We start from the raw sequence: 21,677 nt of genomic DNA, 5'->3' as shown, positions 1-21,677 counted from the left end.
TGTTTCACGTCGTCTCGTCATGAGAGGGCATGGCCTCCTGCGATGGAGAGGCCGGTGGCCGGGTCGGGGGAACGTGCCGGAGTTTGGCGAGGGCCAGGAACGCCGCCGCGATGGCGATCACCGCGGCGGTGCCCGCGGCGACGTTCAGCCCGCTGGTGAAGGACTGCCGGGCTGCGGCCAGCAGCGTGGCGGCGAGGTCGGCGGGGAGGTCCGGCGCTGTCGACACGGCACCGCCGAGGCTGTCCATGCTTGCCGTCGTGGCCTCGGGTGAGAGCCCGGCCGGCAGTGTCCGGCTCGCCTGAGAACGGTAGACGAGCGCGCCGATGCTGCCGATGACCGCGATACCGAGCGAGATGCCGAGATCGCTGCAGGTCGTGGCGAGCCCGGAGGCCGCTCCGGCCTTGTGCGGCGGCGCCGAGCCGACGACCAGGTCCGTGGTGAGGGCCATGGACGGTGCGACCGCGGGATAGAGCACGATGAAACCGGCCAGGAGCAGCGGCAGCCCGCCGATGCCGTCCACCTGGCTGATCATGAGGTAGCCGATCGCCTGGATCGCCAGGCCGCCAGAGATCAGCAGGCCAGGGCGCACGCGGCGGGCCAGGACGGGTGAGAGCGTGGATACCACCACCAGCAGCGCTGCCGCGGGCAGCACCCACAGGCCGGCTTGCAGCGGGGACAGTCCTTCGACGAGCTGTAGATGCTGGGTGACCAGGAGATACACGCCGCCGAGCGCCATCGCGGACAGCAGGAAGACGCCGAGTGCGCCGCTGATGGTGCGGTTGGCGAACAGCCGGACGTCCAGGAGCGGATCCGGCAGGTGAAGCTGGCGGATCACGAACCAGGCGCCGAAGGCCGCCCCGACCATGAGGGCGGCCAGGGGCGGGCCGAGTGCGTCGCCTCGGGCGAGTTCCTTGATGCCGTAGACGATCGGCAGCAGGGTCGCCAGGGACAGGGCCACGCTGATCAGGTCAGGGCGCTTGGCCGCGGGATTGCGGTTGCCGGCCAGCAGCGACGGTGCGCCGATCAGGACCACTGCCATGATCGGGACTGCGACCAGGAAGGCCGCCCGCCAGGAGAACAGGTGCAGCAGTGTTCCGCCGACCACGGGACCAAGGGCGGTGCCGACCGAGATCGCGCCTGACCAGACGCCGACGGCGATGCCGCGCTGTCGTGGCTCGGTGAACGTGGTGAAGATCAGGCCCAGGGTGGCCGGCATCTGGGTGGCGGCCGCGATGCCCAGGACGGCCCTCCAGAGGATCATGAGCTGGGGATCGGTGGCGGTGGCGGCGAGCACTGAGACGATGGCGAAGGTGGCCGCACCCGCCATCAGCAGTCGGCGGTGCCCGACGCGGTCACCGAGTGTGCCCATGGTGACGAGCAGACCGGCCATCAGGAAGCCGTAGATGTCGGTGATCCACAGTGTCTGGGTGTTGCTCGAGTGCAGGTCCGCGGCCATCTGGGGGATGGCCAGGAACAAGATGGTGAGCATCATGAACAGCAGCAGGGCCGGCAGGGCCAGCACGATCAGGGCGAACCAGAGTCTGGTGTCGCCGCGCCGGTGGGAGTGCATCGTGGGGGACGCCATGAGAGTTTCCTTCGTGTGACTGTGTTTCAGGGCACGGGACGGCGCCGCGGATCGCCCCGGCCGCTGGTGCCTGGACCCCAGCGGCCGGAGCGACGGCCCGCGACCGTCACCTTCCTGCGGTGACCGTGGTGACGGGAGTCGCGTCAGGACTCTTCGGCTCGTCATGGCGGCGAGCCAGGCCAGACGATGGCCGGTTACCCGGAAGCTGGACGATCCGGCGCACCACCGCCACGGCGGCCAGGGTCAGCAGGGCGCCGATGAGCAGCAGCCTGACGAGGGTGAGGGTGGCTTCCCAGGGCCAGCTGCTGCCGGTCAGCTTGACGTCGATCACGGGATACTCCAGTGTCTTCGCCGTCCAGCGGGCGGTCTGCAGATCGTAGGTGCGGGCGATGTCGCGTATCACCGTGTCGAACGCGAACTCTTCGCCGAGGTGAAGGTACTCCGGCTGGGGGCCGGCCGTGACCGTCGCCCGTGCGGCGCCGGCCGCTTGACGCCGGGAGGAGTCCAGGCCGGGAACGAGGAGGCGGTCGAGATCGCCGGCGACGGCCGCGACGGTCGAGCGTGGCACGAAGGTCAGACCATGCCGGGAGCGGATGGGGCCGTCGCCGAGTGCGATGGTGTGCCCGACCATGGCCTGCTCGGTATAGGAGACGAAGACGGAAGCGAGTTCCAGCTCGCCGACGCCGTCGATGAGCCGCACGCCGACCGTCGTCGGACCGGGCCGGTAGGAGGCGTTGAGCGCGACGGCCACATCGGCAGGCTCAAGCTCGGAAGGGGCGATCCGGGCGGCGGCGCCGGGGGAGTAGTGCCGCCAGTGGACGTACTCCGCCGCCTTGCGCGCCGAATCGCCGTTCAGGAGCCGCTCGATGATCCGCAGCGCGCCGTCGATCCCGGACAGCACACCGGCGGTGGTGATCACGTTGCCGTCGTCGACGTACCGCCGGCCGGTGGTCCACCGGACGGCGCGGTGGTCCTCGCGCAGCGTGGACATCCGCCACCAGTGCGAGGTCGCGGGTCTGCCGTCCAGCAGTCCGCTGGCGGCGAGCGTGTCGGCTCCGTAGCAGACACTGAGCGTGATCGCGCCGGCCGCCGACTGGCTCCGCAACCATGAGCTGATCGAGTCGCGTTCTGCGGGCTCGGGCTTCTGCAGGGCAGGGATCACGACGGCGTCCACGCTGTCACGCTGCCGGCTCATCAGCCGGCTCAGCTCGTCGAAGGTCAGGTCGGGGACGAGGTCCAGGCCGCCGGTCATCGGCACCAGCCGGGCGCCGGGGGAGACGACGTAGGCGTTCACCTGCCCGGTGCTCATCAGCACCTCGTAGGGGCCGAGCAGATCGGCCACGTTGGTGCCGTTGTCGCCGGCCAGGAAGGCGATGGTGGGCTTGTCGCGGTCATGGCCCGCGGCCTTGACCACAGGGCGGACGTCTACCGGGTCAGGGCGCGCCTGATACAGGTCGCCGAACGCGCCGGTGGTGTTCACCGCGGACACGGCGCCCGCGACCAGCAACGCGACCAGCCCGGCAGCCACTCGCGCCGGCCATCGCCGGCGGCCGGTGGAGCGGGAGCGCAGGTATTCCGCGCGCCGTCGCAACATGGCGAGCACCATGCCGACGAGCATGATCATGTGCGCGGCCATCATCACCGCCTCGCCGGAGAGCACGCCGGCCCAGAACGGCACGAGCAGCACGACGAACGGGCTGATCATGGCCAGCGCCATCTCTGCGATGGCACGCCGGCTGTAGTGGCGAACGCCCATCCAGATGGCCACGACGAGATACATCTGCGCGGCCATGATCAGAGCACTCACGTCGAGGCGGGTGACCTTCGGCAAGAGCGCGGCCCACACCGGATCGAGTAGCAACATTCCGAAGAACATCGCGACCATCAATTCGAGGAAGCGCCCGAGGAATCGGCCGACCATGCCGACTCTGCCGGGACGTGGCGCAGGAATCGCCATTATCTTTCTCCTAACGGGAGACGGGGCAGGGACGCCGTTGTGCGATTGTGCTGCCGAGTGTGACTTGTCCCGGGATGAGGTCACCAGTGTCTGAGGCACGTGCCCGACATGGGCTTCGCACGGGATTGGATATGCGTTCCGCAGGTGCGAGGACGTCGGTTTTCTACGATCCGGGCGTCGTGTTATATGAGGGTGGCAACATAACGGAATGCGGTGGCGGGCTTTCGGAGAAACCGTGCGCCGACTGCTGGCCTTCGACATGCCCCGTTGACTATGAGGCCCGATGTGCATTCTGCGTGATCCGCGCCCTGCATTGTGCGTGGTGGCTTCGTGACCAACCGCACTGGCATCGGCTCCGGCAGTGAACGGACACTGGAGTATGGCCAACACAGGCGTGGACGGCAGGAACCGTGGCAGGCAGATCATCGCCGGCGCACCGGCGCCTCGACGGCCGCCGGTGACGAGGATTCTGATCGCCGAGGACATGGATGATCTGCGGGACACGCTGGTCGCCCTGCTCGAACTGGAGGAAGACTTCCTGGTCGTCGCCGCTCTCGCCTCCGGCGAGCGGATCGTCCCCGCCGGGCTGGCGCATCACCCCGACGTAGCGGTGATCGACATCGACCTTCCTGTGGTTGACGGTCTCACCGCAGCGGCCGAGCTGCGCCGGCGGCTGCCCACCTGCCGCGTCCTCATTCTGACCGGGCTTCCCCGTGCGGGCTGTCGCGGTCTCGCGGCAGCGGCCGGAGCGTCAGGATTCCTGACCAAGGACGGCCCCGCGGACCTGCTCATCGATGCCATTCGTCGCATTGCGGTGGGCGAGCAGCTCCTCCGCGACGCCTGATCACATCACCTATAATCAAGCCTCAGCCGAACGCGGTGATCGACCCGCATCGTAGGGCGATAGTGAGGCGGGCATGAGGTTCTCGACCGCTGATGAGATGGGCCTGTCTGCGGTTCCCCGCCGTCCCGAAAAGGACCACGCCTCCGACGATCTGCGCGCGCTGATCGCACCATCGCTGGCCCGGGCAATCGTCGCGGTGGTGTTCTGCGGCTTCGGCGGCACCGCGCTGTTGTGGGTGAACGCATCGCAGCACAGCCCTCTTGAGATGACGCTGGCGGTCACGATCCTGGCCGCCCTGCTGGGCCTGCAGTATTTCTACTTCTGCCGGCCGGGCACCCATCTGCACTCGGCGCTCTCCTATGTCGTGCTCGTCGTGCAAGCGTGTCTGGTCTACCTGCCATTGGCCGTCTTCCATCAGTCGTGGGTCAGCCAAACCCCCTTCCTCGCCGCCGGCGTTCTGCTGGTGTTCCGCCCATCGGTGGCTTGGGTGGCGTTCGCCGGCATCATCGCGGGCACCGGCGTCGTGCAATACGTGATCAACGGCGTGCTGCTCGACGTGGTCTATGTCGCGGTGAACGCGGCCACCGTCGCCTTGACCATCTACGGCCTGGTCGCGCTGGCCCGGCTCGTGACCGCGCTGTACGAGGCCCGTGACGAGCTGGCCAAAGCCACGGTCGCGCGGGAGCGGCTGCGTCTCACTCAGGATGTGCACGACCTCCTGGGGGCGAGCCTGTCGGCCATCGCCCCCAAAGGAGAGCTCGTGCTGCGGCTGCTGCGGCGCAGGCCGGACCAGGCGGGGCAGGAACTCTCCGAGATCCTGGAAATCTCCCGGAGAGCACTGGACGATCTGCGCTCGATCGCCCGGGCCTATCGTGAGATCTCCCTCGGCGACGAGGCCGCGACCCTTGCGACGATGCTCGCGGCCTCCGACGTCGAGGTGCGGATGGACCTCGACAGCCGCGATGTCGTGCCGCGAATGCGTGGCACGCTCGCGGCCGTCCTGCGGGAAGGTGTCGCGCATGTCCTTCTGCACCCGCAGGTCCGGCAGTGCGAGATCATCCTGCGGCAGCGGCACGACTCGATCACGATCGACATCCTCCATGACGGGCTCGGCCCGGTAGCGGCAGGATCGGGCGGCGGCCGGGACGACCTGGCCGCCACGGTGTCGAGGCTGCGAGGTGAACTCACCGATACGGCGGCCGGTGATCGGTCGCGGCTGCACATCGTGCTTCCGGTGCCCGCGCAGGCTGAGAGCACCCCCGCCGACATGACCGACGAGATCAAGACGTCCATGCCCAACATCGAGCCCAAGCTCGCCAGCGGCCTCGTCGTGGCAGTCTTCTGCGGGCTCTTCGTGCAGGCGGTGCTGCGTCAGTTCTACGTGACCCAGACGCAGGCAGACGTGCCGGCGGCAGTGTGGACGCCACTCCTCGTCACGGCCTACCTGCTCACCGCGCTCGTGCTGCAACTGGCCTACTTCAGCCGGCCGCGGATCAAGCTGCGCCCCGCGACGATGTATCCGCTGCTGGCCCTCCAAGCATTGCTCGTGTACCTGCCGATCCTGCAGTTCCAGCAGTGGCAGGTCGGACTCCAGGGATTTCTGGCGGCCAGCGCGCTGCTGGTGCTGCGCCCGGCGATCGGCTGGAGCGTGTTCGCCGCGGTCATCGGCGTCGACATCTGGGCCCAGCTCACCTTCAGCAACGACCTGCCTCTGGACTTCTCCTACGTCATCGTCACGGTGGACCTTGCCCTGATCACCTATGGCCTGACGTGGATGGTGCGCTCAGTACGCCAATCGCAGGCCGCCCGGCTCGAACTGGCCGAGGTCGCGCTGGGCGAGGTGCGGCTGCGCTTCGCGCAAGACCTGCATGACCTTCTCGGACTGAGCCTTTCGGCGATCACGCTGAAGGCCGACCTCGCCCGCCGGCTGCTCTCACGCGACCTTGCTCGTGCCCGCGGCGTGCTCGAGGACATGCTCCAGATCTGCCGGCGTGCCCTGGCCGACGCTCGCTCCGTGGCCAGCGACCATCGCGAGATGTCGCTCGAGGAGGAGTGCCGAACCGCTGAATCGCTCCTGGCCAGCGCCGACCTGGACGTGCGCATGGATGTCGGCCACCCACCGTTGCCCACGGACGTCGCCACGGTGCTCGCCACGGTTCTGCGCGAGGGAGTCACCAATGTGCTGCGACACAGCAAGGGCCTGCAGTGCGACATCATGATTCGTGCTGATGAGCATGGCGTGTGCCTGCGCATCACCAACGACGGGGCGACGGAGCTTGCGGATGCTGATTCCGCGGGCAGCGGCATCCGGAACATGACCGACCGCGTCGTCGCCATGGGTGGGACGCTCACAGCCGAACCCGGGACCGAGGGCCGCTTCGAGCTGACTGTCCGTATCCCGCAGAGTGCCGTAAGCGGCAAGGGCACCACGAGCGGTGAGCATGCCTTGGAGGATGTTCTGTGAGGATAGAAAGCCGATCCGGCCGGTCATCGTGGAAGCCCGTGTCCTCACGGTCCATGCCGACCCGCGCATTGTCGTGCCGGACACCCAGCACATCGACGTAGCCCTCCGGCGCCCGCGATCCTGACGCTGTCAGCGTCAGGACCGCGGTGCTTGCTGCTGTCCGGTGTCAGGAGCGTTCGCTGGAGGCCGCGCGATAGTGCAGGTCCTGCACGTACGGCGTCGTGGTGATCGGGTAAGGCGAGACAACCTTCGCCACCGTGGCGGAGCTCCTGGTCACGGTGGCCGAAGCGGTCCCGGCCTGCAACGGGAACGTCTTGGCGGACACCCCGGCGGGCGCGTCATAGGTCTGCGTCGTGCCGCCGATCGTGACGGACACCTTGCCGGCCGCGGTGAGCATACTGAGCACCTCGACCGTGTTGCGGGCCGCGGTGCTGCCGCCGCGCAGCTTCATCAGCTTGGTCTGCGCGTACGTCGGCGCGGCCGCGGCCGGCTGGATCCTGTGGGTGAGGTACGCCACGTCATTGGTGATCTTCGGACAGCCCAGCTTGTAGCAGGTCAGGTAGTAGGCGTTGATGTCCAGATAGGTCCAGCCCGCGTTCTTGGAGGGGGCGAACTGGGTGTTCTCCGAGTAGTCGTTCCAGGTGGTGAGCTGAATCCAGTCGGCCTTGCCGTCGATCGCGCCCTTCCAGGTGGCCCGGAGGTTCTCGGTGTTACCGGCCTCGTCGAAGGTGCCCTGGTTGGGGCGCTCGTCCTGGACGGACACCGGCTGCATCCAGATCTTGTCCATGCCGTGCGCGGTGGTGATGTTGGTGGTCAGGTTGGCGTTGGCCGCCGGGTTGCGGCCGCCCCAGTTCGAGAAGCCGTAGCTGATCGAGGCGAAGGCGTCGCGGTTCTTGTTGAAGTCGAGGAAGCAGGGCACCAGGGCGACCTTGATCCCGTGCGTGGTCTCCATGGTCTTCATCCAGTCGGACCACCAGGCGGCGGTCCGGCCTTCGGCCTTGAAGGGGGCGACGACCAGGCGGTTGTCGGCGAGCCGGTAGACGGACTTCGACGCGGCGAGCTTGGCCATGGCGGTGGCCAAGGTGGCGCTGTCGACCGAGGCCAGTCCGTTCGTGTCCGGCATGAGGACGATCTTGAAGCCGGGGTCGACGGCTTCGGCGGCCTTGATGAGGCTCTGCACCCGGGTCCAGTGTGCGCTGGTCACGGAGAGGATGTCGACGGTGAAGCCGTCCAGGCCCGCGGCGATGGCCTGCTTGATCTCGGTCTTGAAGTCCGCCAGCGCGTAGTCGCCGGTGATCGGGTCGCGTCCCAGCGGCCGGTCGCGGAGCAGGCCGCCGTACGCGGCGTGCTTGCCGCTCTCGCCTTCCGGCTTGAGGTAGTTCCTGGCGTAGTAGTCGTTCGCGGGCGCCTGGTTGTCCAGGGAGAGCGGGTACGGGGTGAAGTAGTGCGCGAACACCTTCTTGCCCGAGGCCCGCAGCGCCGCCGTCCCGGGCAGGGTGAAGGGCAGCGGCCCGTCCGTCTGCTCCTCGCCGGTGCCCTCGGTGTAGGTGACGGTGAGCTTCGGACCGCGGTTCCCGGTCTCGCGCGAGGACATCAGGACGGTCGTGGTGGCGGCCGTCCCGGTGAGGGCGAAGGCGTAGGTGCCGTCGCCCTTGACGGCCGTCGAGACGTCCAGCTTGGCCGTCGCGCCGGTCGTGAAGCCGGTGTGCGAGCCGACGGCGGTCTCACCGATCGTCGGCCGGGTGTTCCAGGTGGTGGCCGCCTCGCTCCAGGTGCCCGTCACCGTGCGGGCGGCGATGGTCGTGTCGGTCGTCCTGGCCGAGACGACGTCCAGCGTGACCTTGACATCCTCGGCGTCTTCCGGGATGCCGGTGACCTTGAAGCGGGTCAGGCCGATGCGCTGCCCCGCGGCGGAGCCGCCGCAGGCGGAGCCGCAGACGCTCACCCATGTCGCGGTGGCGAAGCTCTTGGCGGGCTCGGCCTGGCTGATGAACACATCTTCCGCGGCGGCGAACGTCACGCTGACCGGCGCGACGGCGGCCGCCTGGGCGGAGGTGACGGTGACGGTTCCCAGGGTGGCGAATGTCGCCACGGTAGCAAGTAACGCCTTGAGGCGATTCATCCATGTTCCTTGGTTCGCGGTTTGGGCCCCCGGGGGGACGAAGGCCGTCTGTTCCATGATCAAGTGTGCGGCAAACTCCGCCGGCTGATCCGATTTTTCGGGTAAGTCGCCTTATTGGAACGTGACTATTCCGGTGAGAGGCACTCCAGCGTAGAACTCGTGTGAAATGTCGAGTTTTCTGAGAGAGCGCCTATGGAGGCATTGGCGAGATCCACGCCGCCATCCCCGGCATGTCGGTCAACGAGCACGCGCGCGGAGCGCTTCCGTTCATGCGCTCTTCACTCGATGGTCCGCTTCGGTCGGCTGGTGCTGACGCTGTGTGCGGCGCGAAGGCCGACGTGGTCGTGGTGGGACCCTGGAAGCAGCAGAGCGGGCGCGGGCGCGCCATCTCCATGGCGCCGCAGGTCAACGTCGCGGGCCGGTGCCGTCCAGAGTGAGCGTCAGCGCCTCGAAGGGGCGCCCGGCGGTGGTGAGATCCGGCTGTTCTCGCAGCCGGTGGAGGCGGCGTACCAGTAGATGCAGGCATTCACGTCGCCGCCGGTCAACGCGGTGTGGACGGCTTGGGCGACGGTGAAGCCGTCATAGCCGCTGCCGGTGGGTGGTGACCCAGCGGTGGGCCTGGGCATCGGCCGCGATCGCGGAGGAGTAGCCGGCCTGGCCGCTCCAGCCGACGGCTGGCCGCCGAAAAGGCTTACGAAATGTGTCAAGCATTTGGCCGATATGTTTCGGCCCACAGGTCGGATGTTTGATGGCCCTCACCTGCTCATATCGGTTCCGAAAGTTTCTGATCTATCGGAGATCTCGCGGGAATGGTCGCGATTGAGGTCGGTTGAACGGTCCTGGTCGAAAGTTTCGGAGCTCGTGGGGGTGAAAGTTTCATCGGCCGGGATGTCGCAACGGTGGACGTATCGCGCCGATATCGCAGTTGAGGGCGACATCGGCGCGCAGGTGCCGGTATGCGGGGTTGCAAGCTCCTTGACGGAACTTCGCTCTGTCAGATTTGCTCCGTTCGCACCGACGACTCTCACCAACAGTGAAAAGGGAACACTGCTCGAAGCTCCGCGAAGATGCTGCCGAGCACACCGCCCTGACCTGCGCTGTTACCCATATACGCGAAACTTGATCACCGTGCTCCCGGCGTGGAGAAGGGAACGGGTCATCCATGGCGAGATTGAAGCGCCTGCTCGCGGGCCTGGCGGCTGGCTCAACGCTGATCGCGATGGTGGTGTACGCCGCGGGTGTGGCCGGCGCCGAGTCCAACGGCGGGGTACGGGTGATGCCGCTGGGCGACTCGATCACCGACGGCCTTACCGTGCCAGGCGGTTACCGGATCAATCTGTGGCAGAAGCTGGTCGCCGACGGCTACACGGTCGACTTCGCCGGGTCCATGTTCAACGGGCCTGCCGGCCTCGGCGACCATGACCACGAAGGCCACTCCGGGTGGCGGATCGACCAGATCGACGCCAACATCGTCAACTGGCTGCGCACCTACACGCCTCGTACCGTGCTTCTGCACATCGGCACCAACGACATGTTCCAGAACCCGGGCGGCGCGCCGGCGCGACTCGGCACCCTGCTCGACCGCATCACCGGCACGGCGCCCGACACCGAGGTGTTCGTGGCGACGATCATCCCGCTTTCCGGCGCCGACGCGGCCGTCCGGACGTTCAACGCGGCCATCCCAAGCCTGGTGCAGAGCCGGGCCAACGCCGGCCGCCATGTGCACCTGGTCAACATGTACAGCGCGCTGACCACCGCGGACCTGGCCGATGGAGTCCACCCCAACGCCGGCGGCTACGCCAAGATGGCGACCGTCTGGTACAACGCGCTTCGCTCGGTGCCCGGCAGTCTGGAGGGTGGCACCTCCACCCCGACCCCGACCGTCACCCCCACCGTGACCCCGACGCCCGGGACTTCGTTCCGGCTGCGTAACGAGGGGGCGGGCCGGTGTGTCGATGCGCCCAACAGCGCGAGTGCCAACGGCACCCAGCTGCAGATCTATGACTGCCACAGCAACCCCAACCAGCAGTTCACCGCTACCGGTAACCGGCTGCAGACCTTGGGCAAGTGCCTGGACGCCCCGACGAACGCCGGATCCGGCACCCGCATCCAGTTGTGGGACTGCCACAGCAACTCCAACCAGCAGTGGACCTTCACCTCCAGCGGCACCGTCACCAACGGGGCCGGCAACCTGTGCCTGGCGGTGAACGGCACCACCAACACCAGCGCCGTCACCGTCGCCACCTGCAACGGCCAAGCCACCCAACGATGGACCCAGGCATAGCCCGGCACACCAGCAATTCCACGCCGGTCCGGCGGGATGTCCTCGCGTCTCCTCCGCTCTTCCATGATCAGATCATTGGAGGCTCAGTCATGAGCACGAATGCCACACCCTCGCCCGGAATCCGGCGCCCCGCCGGCGGCCTCCGGGTCCTGCTCGCCGGCGCCTTAGGCGTCGTCGCCGTGGTCGCGGTCCTGACGGCGCAGAATCCCGCGACTGCCGCGGAGAGTACGCTCGGCGCGGCGGCCGCGCAGAGCGGCCGGTACTTCGGCACCGCCATCAGTGCGGGTAAGCTCGGTGACTCGGCGTACACCACGATCGCCAACGCCGAGTTCAACATGGTGACGGCCGAGAACGAGATGAAGATCGACGCCACCGAGCCCAATCGGGGTCAGTTCACCTTCACCAACGCCGACCGGGTCTACAACTGGGCCAGGCAGAACGGCAAGCGGGTCCGGGGCCACACCCTGGCCTGGCACTCCCAGCAGCCCGGATGGATGCAGTCCCTCAGCGGCAGCACGCTGCGCCAGGCCATGATCGACCACATCAACGGCGTGATGGCCCACTACCGCGGCAACATCTACGCCTGGGACGTGGTCAACGAGGCCTTCGCCGACGGCAGTGGCGGCGGCCGCCGCAGCTCCAATCTGCAGTCCACCGGCAACGACTGGATCGAGGTCGCGTTCCGCACCGCCCGCGCCGCCGACGCCGCCGCCAAGCTCTGCTACAACGACTACAACATCGACAACTGGACCGCGGCCAAGACCCAGGGCGTCTACAACATGGTCCGCGACTTCAAGCAGCGCGGCGTCCCCATCGACTGCGTCGGCCTGCAGTCCCACTTCAACAGCGGAAGTCCCTACAACAGCAACTACCGCACCACCATCTCCAGCTTCGCCGCCCTCGGCGTCGACGTCCAGATCACCGAACTGGACATTCAGGGCGCCTCCGCACAAACTTACGCTGCCGTCACCAACGACTGCCTGGCCGTCCCCCGCTGCAACGGCCTCACCGTCTGGGGCGTCCGCGATCAGGACTCCTGGCGCTCGGGTGACACTCCCTTGCTGTTCAGCGGCAGCAACAAGAAGCCCGCCTACACCTCGGTCCTGGCCGCACTCAACGCCGCCGGCCCGAGCCCGACCGTAACGCCCACCGTCACCCCGACCGTCACCCCCACCGTGACCCCGACGCCCGGGACTTCGTTCCGGCTGCGTAACGAGGGGGCGGGCCGGTGTGTCGATGCGCCCAACAGCGCGAGTGCCAACGGCACCCAGCTGCAGATCTATGACTGCCACAGCAACCCCAACCAGCAGTTCACCGCTACCGGTAACCGGCTGCAGACCCTGGGCAAGTGCCTGGACGCCCCGACGAACGCCGGATCCGGCACCCGCATCCAGTTGTGGGACTGCCACAGCAACTCCAACCAGCAGTGGACCTTCACCTCCAGCGGCACCGTCACCAACGGGGCCGGCAACCTGTGCCTGGCGGTGAACGGCACCACCAACACCAGCGCCGTCACCGTCGCCACCTGCAATGGCCAAGCCACCCAGAGATGGACCAAAGCCTAACCCCCGATCAGCGACGACAACCCGCCGGTCCAAGCCGTCCGACGGCTTGGACCGGCGCCGGCCGCTGAGCCCCCAGATCTGCCAGGGCGGTCGGCCGGCCGGCAAGAAGCCGGACTCCCTGAGCGATGACAAGGCCTACCCCAGCAGGGCACGACGCGTTCGGCGAGCTCGCCGCCGCGACCGGGCTGACGGTGCGGACCCTGCACCACTTCCACCAGATCGGGCTGCGGTGCCCGGCCGGCCGCTCGGCTCGACCAGGCGGGCCTTGACGGCGAGATGATCGTTGACGAGTCTCACGATGTCTCCCTTCGGGCGCGGCGGGCGTTCACGAGGCCTGCCTTCTGTTCAGGCCGGACAACTGCCAGGCCAGGCGGGTGCGGATGGCGGGGATGCGGCCGGCCAGCCCGAGGATGAGGTTGCGCAGCACGCGGCGGCCCGCGGCGGCGGTGGCCAGCTTGGTGAGCCGCCCGGCGAGGGCGACCACCTGCTCGGCCTGCGGGCGACGGGTGGCGGCATAGGCGTCGAGCAGCGCCTCCGGCTCGCCGTCGAGCACCCGGGCCAGCACCTCGCCCAGGTGCACGGCGTCGTCGATGCCCAGGTTCATGCCCTGGCCCCCGGCGGGCGAGTGCACGTGGGCGGCGTCGCCGGCCAGCAGGATGCGGCCCTGGCGGTAGGTGTCGGCGATGCGGTGGTGCACCCGGAAGCGCGAACCCCAGATCAGCTCCTCCACCCGCGCGGGCTCGGCCTCGGGGCCGCGGGTGTCGAGCAGCCGCTGCACGAAGGGGACGCCGGGCTCCTTGGGGGCCTCCTCCACGGTGGCGACGATGCGGTGCAGACCGCCGGGCAGCGGGGCGACGACGACCAGCCCGGCGGGGGAGAAGTACAGGATGACCTCGTTGTGCGGCACCCCGCCCGACAGGCGCACGTCGGCCAGGACGAACGACTCGGCGTAGGTGCCGCCGGTGAAGCCGATTCCGGCGCTCTCGCGGACCGTGCTGTTCAGGCCGTCGGCGCCGATCAGGTAGGCGGCGCGGATCCGCTGCCCGTCGTCCAGGGTGGCGGTGACGCCGTCGGCGTCCTGCTCGACGCCGCTCACCCGGGCGGGCCTCAGCACCTTGCCGCCGAGCTCTTCCAGGCGGGCCAGCAGGTAGGCCTCGGTGTCGGCCTGGGAGATCATCAGGGTGTAGGGGTAGGCGGTGGGCAAGCCGTCGAAGGGCACCGGCACCAGGACTTCGTCACGGTCGCGGATGGTGAAGGCCGGGGTGTGAATGCCGTGCGCGACCAGCCGGTCCGTCACGCCGTACGGCTCCAGCAGCTCCAGGGTGCGTGCGTGCACGACGGCGGCGCGGGAGGTGCTGGCGCCCTCCGTCTGCGCGTCCACGATCAGGACCTGCCTGCCGCGCTGGGCCAGGACGATCGCGGCGGTGAGCCCGGCGGGTCCGGCTCCGGCGATGAGCACTTCGGTCTTCATGTCGACTCCTAGGTCAACGGCTGTTGGCATGAATCTAAGCCGGAGGCATTGGGATGTCAACAGATGTTGGCCTACAATCGTTGACATGAGGAGATCCTCCGCCGAGACCAAAGCCGTGATCCTGGCCGCGGCCCGCGAACGTTTCGCCGCCGACGGCTATGACAAGGCCACCATCAGGGGCATCGCCGCCGACGCGCGGATCGACCCGGCCATGGTGATGCGCTACTTCGGCAACAAGGAGAAGTTGTTCGCCGCCGCGGCCGACTTCGACCTGGAACTGCCCGAGCTGCCGCCCGACCAGGCCGGCGCCGGCCTGGTCCGCCACTTCCTGCGCACGTGGGAGGCCGACGAAGGGCTGCAGGTCCTGCTGCGCACCGGGGTGACGAACGAGGCCGCCGCCGGACGGATGCGCACGATCCTCGGCGGCCAGGTCATCCCGCTCGTGATCAGCCTCACCGGTGACCCGGAGCGTGCTCCCATGCGGGCTTCGCTCGTCGGCTCGCAGTTGCTGGGCGTGGCCCTGTCCCGCTACATCCTGAAATTTCCGCCGATGGTGGCGATGTCGGAGGAAGAGCTGGTCGCCTGGCTGAGTCCCACGATCCAGCGGTATCTCGCGGAGTGATGCCCTCCGCGTTGGGCGCCCCGTGACCGCGCGGCCGTAGCACCAGTGGTCGAGCATCTTGACGATCGGCCTGGATCAAGGCTTTGCCGCCCAGGAGGTTCGCAACAGGATCAGCGTGGCGGCGTATGCCACGCCGTACCCTGCGGGGAGCCACCCGCCTCCGATCACGGCGACGGCTAGGCTGATCGCCGAAACCGCGGCGATCGGCAGCGCGCCGGCCACCCACGCCCGCGCGGCCTGCGCCGCCACCCCCACCGCCCCCAGGACGCCCATGGCGGCGAGAAGGTCCGCCACCAGCCACGCGTCGAGCAGTCCCGCCCGCGCCAACAGGTCCAGCAGCGGCAGCGGCAGCGACGGCGTCCAGATCCAGGTAAGCCCGCCGGCCAGGTTGAGAGCCGAGGGAAGCGCCAGCAGCAGCGACTCCGCAGCCAGTACCCACCCGCGCTGGCGACCACCGCTCAGGGCCGTACCCCGGGCCGATCGGTGACGCCGATGTCCAGACGGACAGCGAGTGTCAAGATCGTTCCTTTCTTGATCGTGTAGGAGGGCCCCTTGTGGATGATCTTCCGGCCCTCTTCGACGCGGACGCCCGGTTCTGGAGCGGTGTAGTCAGCTTTGGCCACCGCGCGCTCGCCCAGATAGGTATAGGTGGAGCGGTCGAGCAGCAGTTCATGGCTTACCCAGCCGGCTTCGACACGGGCCACCGCCACCGCCGGACGCGCATCGACGTCGACCGCGCCTGGGTTCACCGTCACCCCAGGGATCTTGGCCAGGGCCCGGTAGACGGCCGCCTCCTGCGCCGGGGGCACCAGGTTTTGGGCGAGCAATGAGCCAAGCAACCGGTAGGCCCAGTTGTGCCGGTCCTCCTCGGAATTGTGCAGATTGCCGCTGTTGGCGTACATCCACGCCAGCAGCGCATCGGGATCCGTGGGGAGTGCCGCCACCGTGGCATAGTCCGTGGGAGGCATGCCGCCGCCGGTGGCCGAGCGGACCAGTTCGCCGTCCTCGAAGAGGGCTACCTCTTTGCCGTCGGCTCGGGTCCATGACCGGTCCATGCTGGTCTCCAGCGGCGTTCGCGGGGTCTGCACCTCGCCTGGGGCAGCATTCCCGACGCCCTGTCTGCGGGTCTCGATGTAGACCCACTGGTCAGGCCGGGGGCCGGTGAACGCCCGGCTCCCGGCTGCCTCGGCCGCCCGGCCGAGCAGCACCTGCGCGTTGGCCGCCGGCATCGCCAGGCCGGGCACGACAGAACGCGGCGCCTCGACGCCCACGGGGTTGATCACCAGTGCGACCGCCGTGATCACGGCGGCGAGCACACCGACCGTGGCCGCCCGTCGACCAGCCCTGGGCAGGCGGAAACCACCGGCACGCTGGGGCGCCACCGCCGTGGCCCGCTGGAGGAGCGCGTCTCTGGCGGCGGAATAGGCGTCAGGGGACGGTGGGGCGGGCTGTGGCCAGGACTGGCGCAGGGCCTCCAGATCAGCCACCGAGTGTTCGCTCATGATTAGCGCTCCTTCCTGGTGAGTGCTGGATCCAGCACGGCCCGGATCTTCGTACGAGCACGGTGCAGGCGCGAGCGGACCGTGCCCGCCGGCACGCCGAGTGCCCTGCCGACCTCGTCGGAGGTCAGCTCGGCCCAGGCGACCAGCAGAAGCACGTCCCGGTCTCCGGCCGCCAACCCGGCCAGCGCCGCCGCCAGCCGACCGCGGGTGGCGAGGGCGGCGACCGAGTCCACGACCCGCTCGGCGTGGTCCTCGACGAACTCCCCCGCGTCCGTCCTGGCCAGCGCGCGGTACTGCCGGATCTCGGCCCGGTAGTGGCGGGAGATCAGGTTCGAGGCGATCCCGTACAGCCACGGCCGGACGTCCGATCGGGACAGGTCGTAGGTGTCGCGCCGGTCGAACGCGATCAGGAACGTCTCGGCGGCGATATCGTCGGCCAGCGGGCGAGACAGCCGCCGCTCGGCGTAGCCGTGAATCGAGGAATAGTAGCGGTCGAACAGCGCGGCGAAGCATTCCGGCTGCCGTAAGGACCGTTCGATGATCATGGCGTCAGTGGCGTCATCCGCCTGCTCCGGCACCGGGGTCATGTCACGGCTCTCGCCATCGCTCTGGGCGTCATCGGCCACCTTCCTCGTGGGGATTCATCGTCCTTCCTTCGCCGATCACCCCAAAAGTGTTCACGCTCCCGGCCCCGCAGACGCGGTGCCCGTCCTGGCACCCGGTTGTCGTCGGCCAGCACGCTGATCACCGAGTCATGGTGGCGACGCCTCGGAGCCGCTCCACTGTGTTGTTCTGGGGCCGCAGTTCCTCCTTCGCTGCGGCCACGGAGTCTTCAACGGCGGGCTGAACCACGGTCGCATCGAGATAAATCCGTTTCCGCCGGGCGTTGGCAGGACCGCCGTTGCCCTGACCCTCACAGATTCCAACCAGCACGCGCCCGAGAGCGCGCCAAGAGCCACGCCCAATGGCGGAAAATTCAACGAAGTAGCTTCTGACCTGCGATGAAAGCTTCCCGATCGGTCCGGTGCGATGAGGTCTAGACGAGTAAGTCCTAAGATTTTCTAGCCCCATAGCCCCCAAGTAGGTACTTCTGTGGGCTGGAAAACGGGTGGTCTCTTGCGATCGACTGGAATGATCAAGACCCGTTCAGGCGGCTGAACCACGTTCTGGTACGGCGTAGCTGCCGTACAGACCGTGAATTGCCTCTTCGCTGCGAACCAGAAGACGGAGCTCAAGGTCTCTGGAGGTGTCAGCGGTCTTACGAGCGGTGCTCCACCAGCGGATGGCCGCCCCGTGGTCGCTGACTCGGGTCAGTGCGTTGGCCTGGATGGCGGCCAGCAGGGCCGCCACTCGGTACGGCTCGGTCAGCTCGCTGCCGGACGCAACGAATATCACCACGCCGCGTTGCCGTCCTGCTTGCCGGCGCCTTCCTTTGTCGACGCGAACGGATACTCGTCGCATTGAATCGATTCCTGCTTCGGAACGCCGTGGAGCACCATGTCCCGGGTGCATTCGTGTACGTGTCATAGAAATAGTATTTGCGGTAGTTCACTCCTCTAAGTTCTCGAATCCCCACCTCGACCTCGTCGGGAAGGCCCGGCCAGCGTTTCTGGGCGGTAGTGCCTTTGTCCGTGAGACCTCAACCACCTCGGCCGGAATCGCTACACGCCCGACGCGCACACCGCCACCCCATTGGACGCACTCATGCACGTCCCTGCCGAGGGCTACCACCTCCGGCTTCTTGGGGCCAAGGAGGCGTCCAATGGGGTGGCCTGACCTGACCCGCGCCGCTCTCCAAGCCGCCGCCCGTGGCTGGCGTGTCTTCCCGCTCACCCCACGCGGCAAGAAGCCGTTGCGCGGCTTCACCGCCTGGGTGTCAGCGCTCGTCTAATGAGCCGGGCAACGATCACGGAATTGAGCCACCCGACGTCGCCTCCCCATCAGTAGCGGATGTCCAATATCTGCCGCTATGAGAGTTTTCCCCTGATTCGGTGCGACGCCTGGGGCTTGGGTCGCCTGGGGTTGATCGAGGGAAGCGAGGGTCAGTCGAGCGCGAGCCGCCCGCAGGTGCGCCCTTCGCCCTTGAACAGCAGGCCCGCAGCCTGCCCGCAGCCGCGCGATGTCCGCAACCCCGGGCCCAGTGGCGCCCGCACCACCGACAGATGCGTCACAAGTGCGCGTTTTACGCGTTCGGGTCCCAGTCTGCGAGCTGCTCCATCGGCTCGGTGTCGCCGGTGGTCTCCAGGCCGTCGAGCGGGACGCGCGCGTAGAAGTAGAGGACCAGTTCGCTCGCTGCGCCTCGCATCGCCATGTCGCCCGGCTCCGCGTCGGCGGCGAGGTCGTCGCAGCGGACGCCGTCGGCGTTGAGGGTCAGGCGCCAGGAGCGGCCCTCGGTCGTGTGCAGGTCGATGGTCGCCGGCTTGAACGGCCAGGGGACGGTCGTCGCCGAGACGGTCGTCAGGAATTCGTCGACGCCCTCGACCGCGACGTCCGTCGGCAGCGGCTGTGCGGCCCCCTGGGTGAGCTGGGCGTCGTAGGTGTGGACGGCGATCTCCTGGATCTGGTGCCGGGCCACGGCTCCGCTGGTCTCCGGGGCCTGCGAGCGGCCCCACCAGGTCCAGCAGTCGCGGTCCGGGCCGGCCTCGCGCATCGCGTCGAGCATGAGCTCGGTCGACTCGGCGAGCCAGGCGTCCAGGGCTTCGCGATCGCGGGGCGCGGTCGGGGCGCCCTTCGGGTCCGTCCTCGCCGGGAGCTCAGCGCCCGGGCCCGCCGCGACGATGGCGGCCTGGCGGCGGCGGCCGTCGCCGAGGTGCTGCGCCAGTTCGCGCAGCGTCCAGTCCGGGCAGGTCGGGACCTGGACGTCAAGGTCGGGGGCGGACGCGATCGCGGCGCGGAACGCGGCCGAGCGGTCTTCGATCAGCCGCAGGACCTCGGGGAACTCCAAGATGTTTTGCACGCCGGTTGTCTATCACGGCGCTCCGGTCGCCACGTACCTGGCCACGGTGTTATGCGCCACGCCCAGGCTGCTGGCGATCTTTCTGACGGAACGGCCTGCATGCCAATGCATCAAGATCTCTGCGATGTCGACCACGTGGAACGACTTCCGCGCCATGACCGACCCCTCCGGCGAGCCCTGAAGGACTACCGAAAGGATTATGGACTGGACTGACCAAGTCCAGACGACACGCACGCGTCGTGACCTGGCTCAATTCCATGATCGAGGCGCTACCGTCCGGCTCGAATCGGCGAAGTTGATCATGCCTTCGTGGCTCAATAACGTGATCGCTGACACCTGGGAGCGCCACGCCACCACCGACACCAACCGCATCGTCGCCTTCTGGCCGCGCCAGCCGTACAACGTCGGCATCGCCTGCGGCCCGTCCCGCCTGGTCGTGATCGACCTCGACCAGCCCAAGCCCGGCGAGCGCCCGCCCGCCGGTCTCGCCCAGCATCACCCACAGAGCGGAGAGCACGTCTTCCGCCTGCTGTGTGCCGAGCACGACCAGCCGTACCCCGACGACACCTTCACCGTCCGCACCCGGCGCGGCGGCACGCATCTCTACTTCACCCCGCCTGAGGGTCTACCGCTGCGCAACAGCGCAGGTCACAAGGGCGGGCTCGGCTGGCTGATCGACACCCGTGCCTGCGGTGGCCACGTCGTCGGCCCTGGCAGCCACGTCACCCAGCCGGACGGCACCGGCCCTTACGAGATCACGCACGACCTACCACTCGCACCGCTCCTGGCCTGGCTCGCCGAGGCACTCGCACCTGCCCCGCCGCCTTCGATGAGCGGTTTCTATTCGTCGTGACCCGATCGGGGCAGCGTGAACAGGCCGGGTTCGGGTTCGGTGAGAACGCCTCGGGCGACCATGCGCTTGAGTTTGGCGCGCAGGCTCTCGGTGTGCTTGTGATCCACGTCGGTGTTCAGCATCCGGCAAATGTCCTTGACCCGAAGCCCGTCCGGCGCCTGTTCCACGATCGTCAGGATCTGTCGGTAGACGGGCGAGAGCACCGCAGCGCCGGAAGATGCCTCGGACGGCTCGCCGGTCATCTCCAGGATCGTCTGGCGGGTGACGCGGAGCCGGGACAGCACCTGCTCGGCAGTGCTCAGCCGCTGCGTCAGCTCGCCGATCTGCTCGCGCAGATGATCGGCTTCAGCCTGAGCGGCGGCTTCCCGCTCGGCCAGGCGCTCGAGGAACTCCCGCATCGGCCTGCCCGGTCGCTAGGCCGACACCGGGACGGGATCGCGCCAGGTCGGTGTGGCCGTTCCGGTCAACCGGCGGGTCATGTTGTCGGTCATCGACCAATAGATCATCGACTCGGAACTGGCCGGCCGCGTCTCATGGTCGCGGGCCAGCCGGCGGTGCAGCATCAGGGTGCCGTAGACCTGCTCGGCCTTCCACCGCTTGGGCAGCGGCGCGAAGCCGAGGGTATGCGGATGGCGCTGCACCACCTCCACGTCGATGCCCAGAGCGGCGCCATGCTGGGCGACCGCGTTCTTGAACCCGGCATCGGTCCAGGCCTTGGTCACGGTCGGGTTGTCGGCGGCGACCTTGTCCAGCAGTGCGCTGCCGATGGCGTTGTCGTGCACGCTGGCGGCGGTCACCACCACCGCGATCACCAGGCCGAGTACGTCGGAGGCGATGCCGCGCTTGCGGCCCCGGCTCTTCTTGCCCGGATCCAGCTCGGTGGTGTCGGCCGGGGCGTTGACGGATGTGTGCACGGTCTGGGTGTCCAGCACCACCGCGGTCGGGTCCTCGGCCCGGCCGGCCTGCTCGCGCACCTGCCAGCGCAGCAGATCATGGATGGTCTGGTCGGTGCCGTCATCACGCCAGGCGGCGAAGTAGTAGTAGACCGCGCTGTGGGGCGGCAGGTCGTGCGGCAGGTAGCGCCACTGGCAGCCGGTCCGGGCCTGGTACAAGATCGCGTTCACGATCTCTCGCATGTCGTAGCGGCCCTGATACCCGCTGACCGAGGGGTGCCGGCCCTTCCACGAGGTGATGACCGGCCGGATCAGCTCCCACCGCGCATCGGACAGATCGCTGGGGTACGGCTTCCGCTCGCTCATAACTGTCAGTTGAGCGCACTCACACGGAACGTCAACCCATTCCGGGAAAATCCCTACGAATGCGCAGGCATAGAACGCTCATACAGTCTCAAAACGTCCTCTAAGTGGGCATCTTGGGATGGCTTGCGGGCATATGCCCCTTCTGCGAGGTAGGCGGGTCGCGTCGTTTGTAAAGAGTGCCCCGCCTTGCGAG

Annotated in this window: 21 protein-coding genes; 8 read left to right on the top strand and 13 right to left on the bottom strand. The window is 68.2% G+C overall.

What is annotated here, in order from left to right:
* Positions 1 to 4 precede the first annotated feature (4 nt).
* Both ACWD0F_RS00105 and ACWD0F_RS00100 read right to left on the bottom strand, forming a co-directional pair.
* Positions 5 to 1,585: an MFS transporter gene (locus ACWD0F_RS00105; protein WP_449871166.1), complete on the bottom strand. Its 1,581-nt coding sequence runs from the start codon at positions 1,583 to 1,585 to the stop codon at positions 5 to 7.
* 106 nt (positions 1,586 to 1,691) lie between these two features.
* Complete coding sequence (locus ACWD0F_RS00100) at positions 1,692 to 3,542, bottom strand: DJ-1/PfpI family protein (RefSeq protein WP_449871165.1); 1,851 nt, start codon at positions 3,540 to 3,542, stop codon at positions 1,692 to 1,694.
* A gap of 394 nt (positions 3,543 to 3,936) precedes the next feature.
* Between ACWD0F_RS00100 and ACWD0F_RS00095 the strand changes: the two genes are divergently transcribed.
* Both ACWD0F_RS00095 and ACWD0F_RS00090 read left to right on the top strand, forming a co-directional pair.
* Entirely contained in the window at positions 3,937 to 4,386 is a 450-nt protein-coding gene (locus ACWD0F_RS00095) for a response regulator (protein ID WP_449871163.1), read from the top strand.
* A gap of 73 nt (positions 4,387 to 4,459) precedes the next feature.
* On the top strand, positions 4,460 to 6,850 hold the full coding sequence (locus ACWD0F_RS00090; RefSeq protein WP_449871162.1) for a sensor histidine kinase: 2,391 nt from the start codon (positions 4,460 to 4,462) through the stop codon (positions 6,848 to 6,850).
* A 166-nt stretch (positions 6,851 to 7,016) separates the two neighbouring features.
* Here the strand turns inward: ACWD0F_RS00090 and ACWD0F_RS00085 are convergent, their stop codons facing one another.
* Both ACWD0F_RS00085 and ACWD0F_RS00080 read right to left on the bottom strand, forming a co-directional pair.
* The gene (locus ACWD0F_RS00085) at positions 7,017 to 8,972 is read right to left on the bottom strand and encodes an endo-1,3-alpha-glucanase family glycosylhydrolase (RefSeq protein ID WP_449871160.1); all 1,956 of its coding nucleotides are present in this window, start codon (positions 8,970 to 8,972) and stop codon (positions 7,017 to 7,019) included.
* Between the two features lie 440 nt (positions 8,973 to 9,412).
* Complete coding sequence (locus tag ACWD0F_RS00080; protein ID WP_449871158.1) at positions 9,413 to 9,598, bottom strand: hypothetical protein; 186 nt, start codon at positions 9,596 to 9,598, stop codon at positions 9,413 to 9,415.
* Positions 9,599 to 10,134: 536 nt separating this feature from the next.
* On the opposite strand from ACWD0F_RS00080, the gene ACWD0F_RS00075 reads away from it, so the two are divergent.
* The 3 genes from ACWD0F_RS00075 (at position 10,135) to ACWD0F_RS00065 (ending at position 13,090) form a co-directional block, all read left to right on the top strand.
* Positions 10,135 to 11,256 (top strand): ricin-type beta-trefoil lectin domain protein, encoded by a 1,122-nt coding sequence (locus tag ACWD0F_RS00075; RefSeq protein ID WP_449871156.1) that lies wholly within the window; start codon positions 10,135 to 10,137, stop codon positions 11,254 to 11,256.
* Between the two features lie 89 nt (positions 11,257 to 11,345).
* A complete protein-coding gene (locus ACWD0F_RS00070) occupies positions 11,346 to 12,821 on the top strand; it encodes an endo-1,4-beta-xylanase (protein ID WP_449871154.1) in 1,476 nt (491 codons plus the stop codon).
* Between the two features lie 125 nt (positions 12,822 to 12,946).
* On the top strand, positions 12,947 to 13,090 hold the full coding sequence (locus tag ACWD0F_RS00065) for a hypothetical protein (protein WP_449871153.1): 144 nt from the start codon (positions 12,947 to 12,949) through the stop codon (positions 13,088 to 13,090).
* Positions 13,091 to 13,146: 56 nt separating this feature from the next.
* Here ACWD0F_RS00065 and ACWD0F_RS00060 read toward each other — a convergent pair whose 3' ends face one another.
* A complete protein-coding gene (locus tag ACWD0F_RS00060; RefSeq protein WP_449871151.1) occupies positions 13,147 to 14,292 on the bottom strand; it encodes an FAD-dependent oxidoreductase in 1,146 nt (381 codons plus the stop codon).
* Positions 14,293 to 14,377: 85 nt separating this feature from the next.
* Between ACWD0F_RS00060 and ACWD0F_RS00055 the strand changes: the two genes are divergently transcribed.
* A complete protein-coding gene (locus ACWD0F_RS00055) occupies positions 14,378 to 14,914 on the top strand; it encodes a TetR/AcrR family transcriptional regulator (RefSeq protein ID WP_449871150.1) in 537 nt (178 codons plus the stop codon).
* Between the two features lie 75 nt (positions 14,915 to 14,989).
* Here ACWD0F_RS00055 and ACWD0F_RS00050 read toward each other — a convergent pair whose 3' ends face one another.
* The 5 genes from ACWD0F_RS00050 to ACWD0F_RS00030 form a co-directional block, all read right to left on the bottom strand.
* A complete protein-coding gene (locus ACWD0F_RS00050; protein ID WP_449871148.1) occupies positions 14,990 to 15,208 on the bottom strand; it encodes a hypothetical protein in 219 nt (72 codons plus the stop codon).
* 164 nt (positions 15,209 to 15,372) lie between these two features.
* On the bottom strand, positions 15,373 to 16,416 hold the full coding sequence (locus ACWD0F_RS00045) for a CU044_5270 family protein (RefSeq protein WP_449871146.1): 1,044 nt from the start codon (positions 16,414 to 16,416) through the stop codon (positions 15,373 to 15,375).
* 2 nt (positions 16,417 to 16,418) lie between these two features.
* Entirely contained in the window at positions 16,419 to 17,003 is a 585-nt protein-coding gene (locus ACWD0F_RS00040; protein WP_449871144.1) for an RNA polymerase sigma factor, read from the bottom strand.
* 559 nt (positions 17,004 to 17,562) lie between these two features.
* Complete coding sequence (locus ACWD0F_RS00035) at positions 17,563 to 17,814, bottom strand: hypothetical protein (RefSeq protein WP_449871142.1); 252 nt, start codon at positions 17,812 to 17,814, stop codon at positions 17,563 to 17,565.
* The gene (locus tag ACWD0F_RS00030) at positions 17,808 to 17,915 is read right to left on the bottom strand and encodes a NucA/NucB deoxyribonuclease domain-containing protein (protein ID WP_449871140.1); all 108 of its coding nucleotides are present in this window, start codon (positions 17,913 to 17,915) and stop codon (positions 17,808 to 17,810) included. Before ACWD0F_RS00030 ends, ACWD0F_RS00035 begins: the two co-directional genes overlap by 7 nt.
* 263 nt (positions 17,916 to 18,178) lie before the next feature.
* Between ACWD0F_RS00030 and ACWD0F_RS00025 the strand changes: the two genes are divergently transcribed.
* Complete coding sequence (locus ACWD0F_RS00025) at positions 18,179 to 18,307, top strand: bifunctional DNA primase/polymerase (RefSeq protein ID WP_449871138.1); 129 nt, start codon at positions 18,179 to 18,181, stop codon at positions 18,305 to 18,307.
* 291 nt (positions 18,308 to 18,598) lie between these two features.
* Here the strand turns inward: ACWD0F_RS00025 and ACWD0F_RS00020 are convergent, their stop codons facing one another.
* Positions 18,599 to 19,372, bottom strand: a complete 774-nt coding sequence (locus tag ACWD0F_RS00020) for a maleylpyruvate isomerase N-terminal domain-containing protein (RefSeq protein WP_449871136.1) — start codon at positions 19,370 to 19,372, stop codon at positions 18,599 to 18,601.
* Positions 19,373 to 19,694: 322 nt separating this feature from the next.
* On the opposite strand from ACWD0F_RS00020, the gene ACWD0F_RS00015 reads away from it, so the two are divergent.
* Complete coding sequence (locus tag ACWD0F_RS00015; RefSeq protein ID WP_449871134.1) at positions 19,695 to 20,225, top strand: bifunctional DNA primase/polymerase; 531 nt, start codon at positions 19,695 to 19,697, stop codon at positions 20,223 to 20,225.
* On the opposite strand, the gene ACWD0F_RS00010 is transcribed toward ACWD0F_RS00015, so the two are convergent.
* On the bottom strand, positions 20,213 to 20,623 hold the full coding sequence (locus tag ACWD0F_RS00010; protein WP_449871132.1) for a hypothetical protein: 411 nt from the start codon (positions 20,621 to 20,623) through the stop codon (positions 20,213 to 20,215). The genes ACWD0F_RS00015 and ACWD0F_RS00010 overlap by 13 nt on opposite strands.
* Before the next feature lie 15 nt (positions 20,624 to 20,638).
* On the bottom strand, positions 20,639 to 21,484 hold the full coding sequence (locus ACWD0F_RS00005; RefSeq protein WP_449871130.1) for an IS5 family transposase: 846 nt from the start codon (positions 21,482 to 21,484) through the stop codon (positions 20,639 to 20,641).
* Between the last annotated feature and the right edge of the window lie 193 nt (positions 21,485 to 21,677).

The sequence above is a fragment of the Nonomuraea sp. NPDC002799 genome, assembly GCF_053592075.1.
The sequence above is the reverse complement of the archived record's forward strand: the minus strand, read 5'-3'. Positions and strand labels throughout refer to the sequence as shown.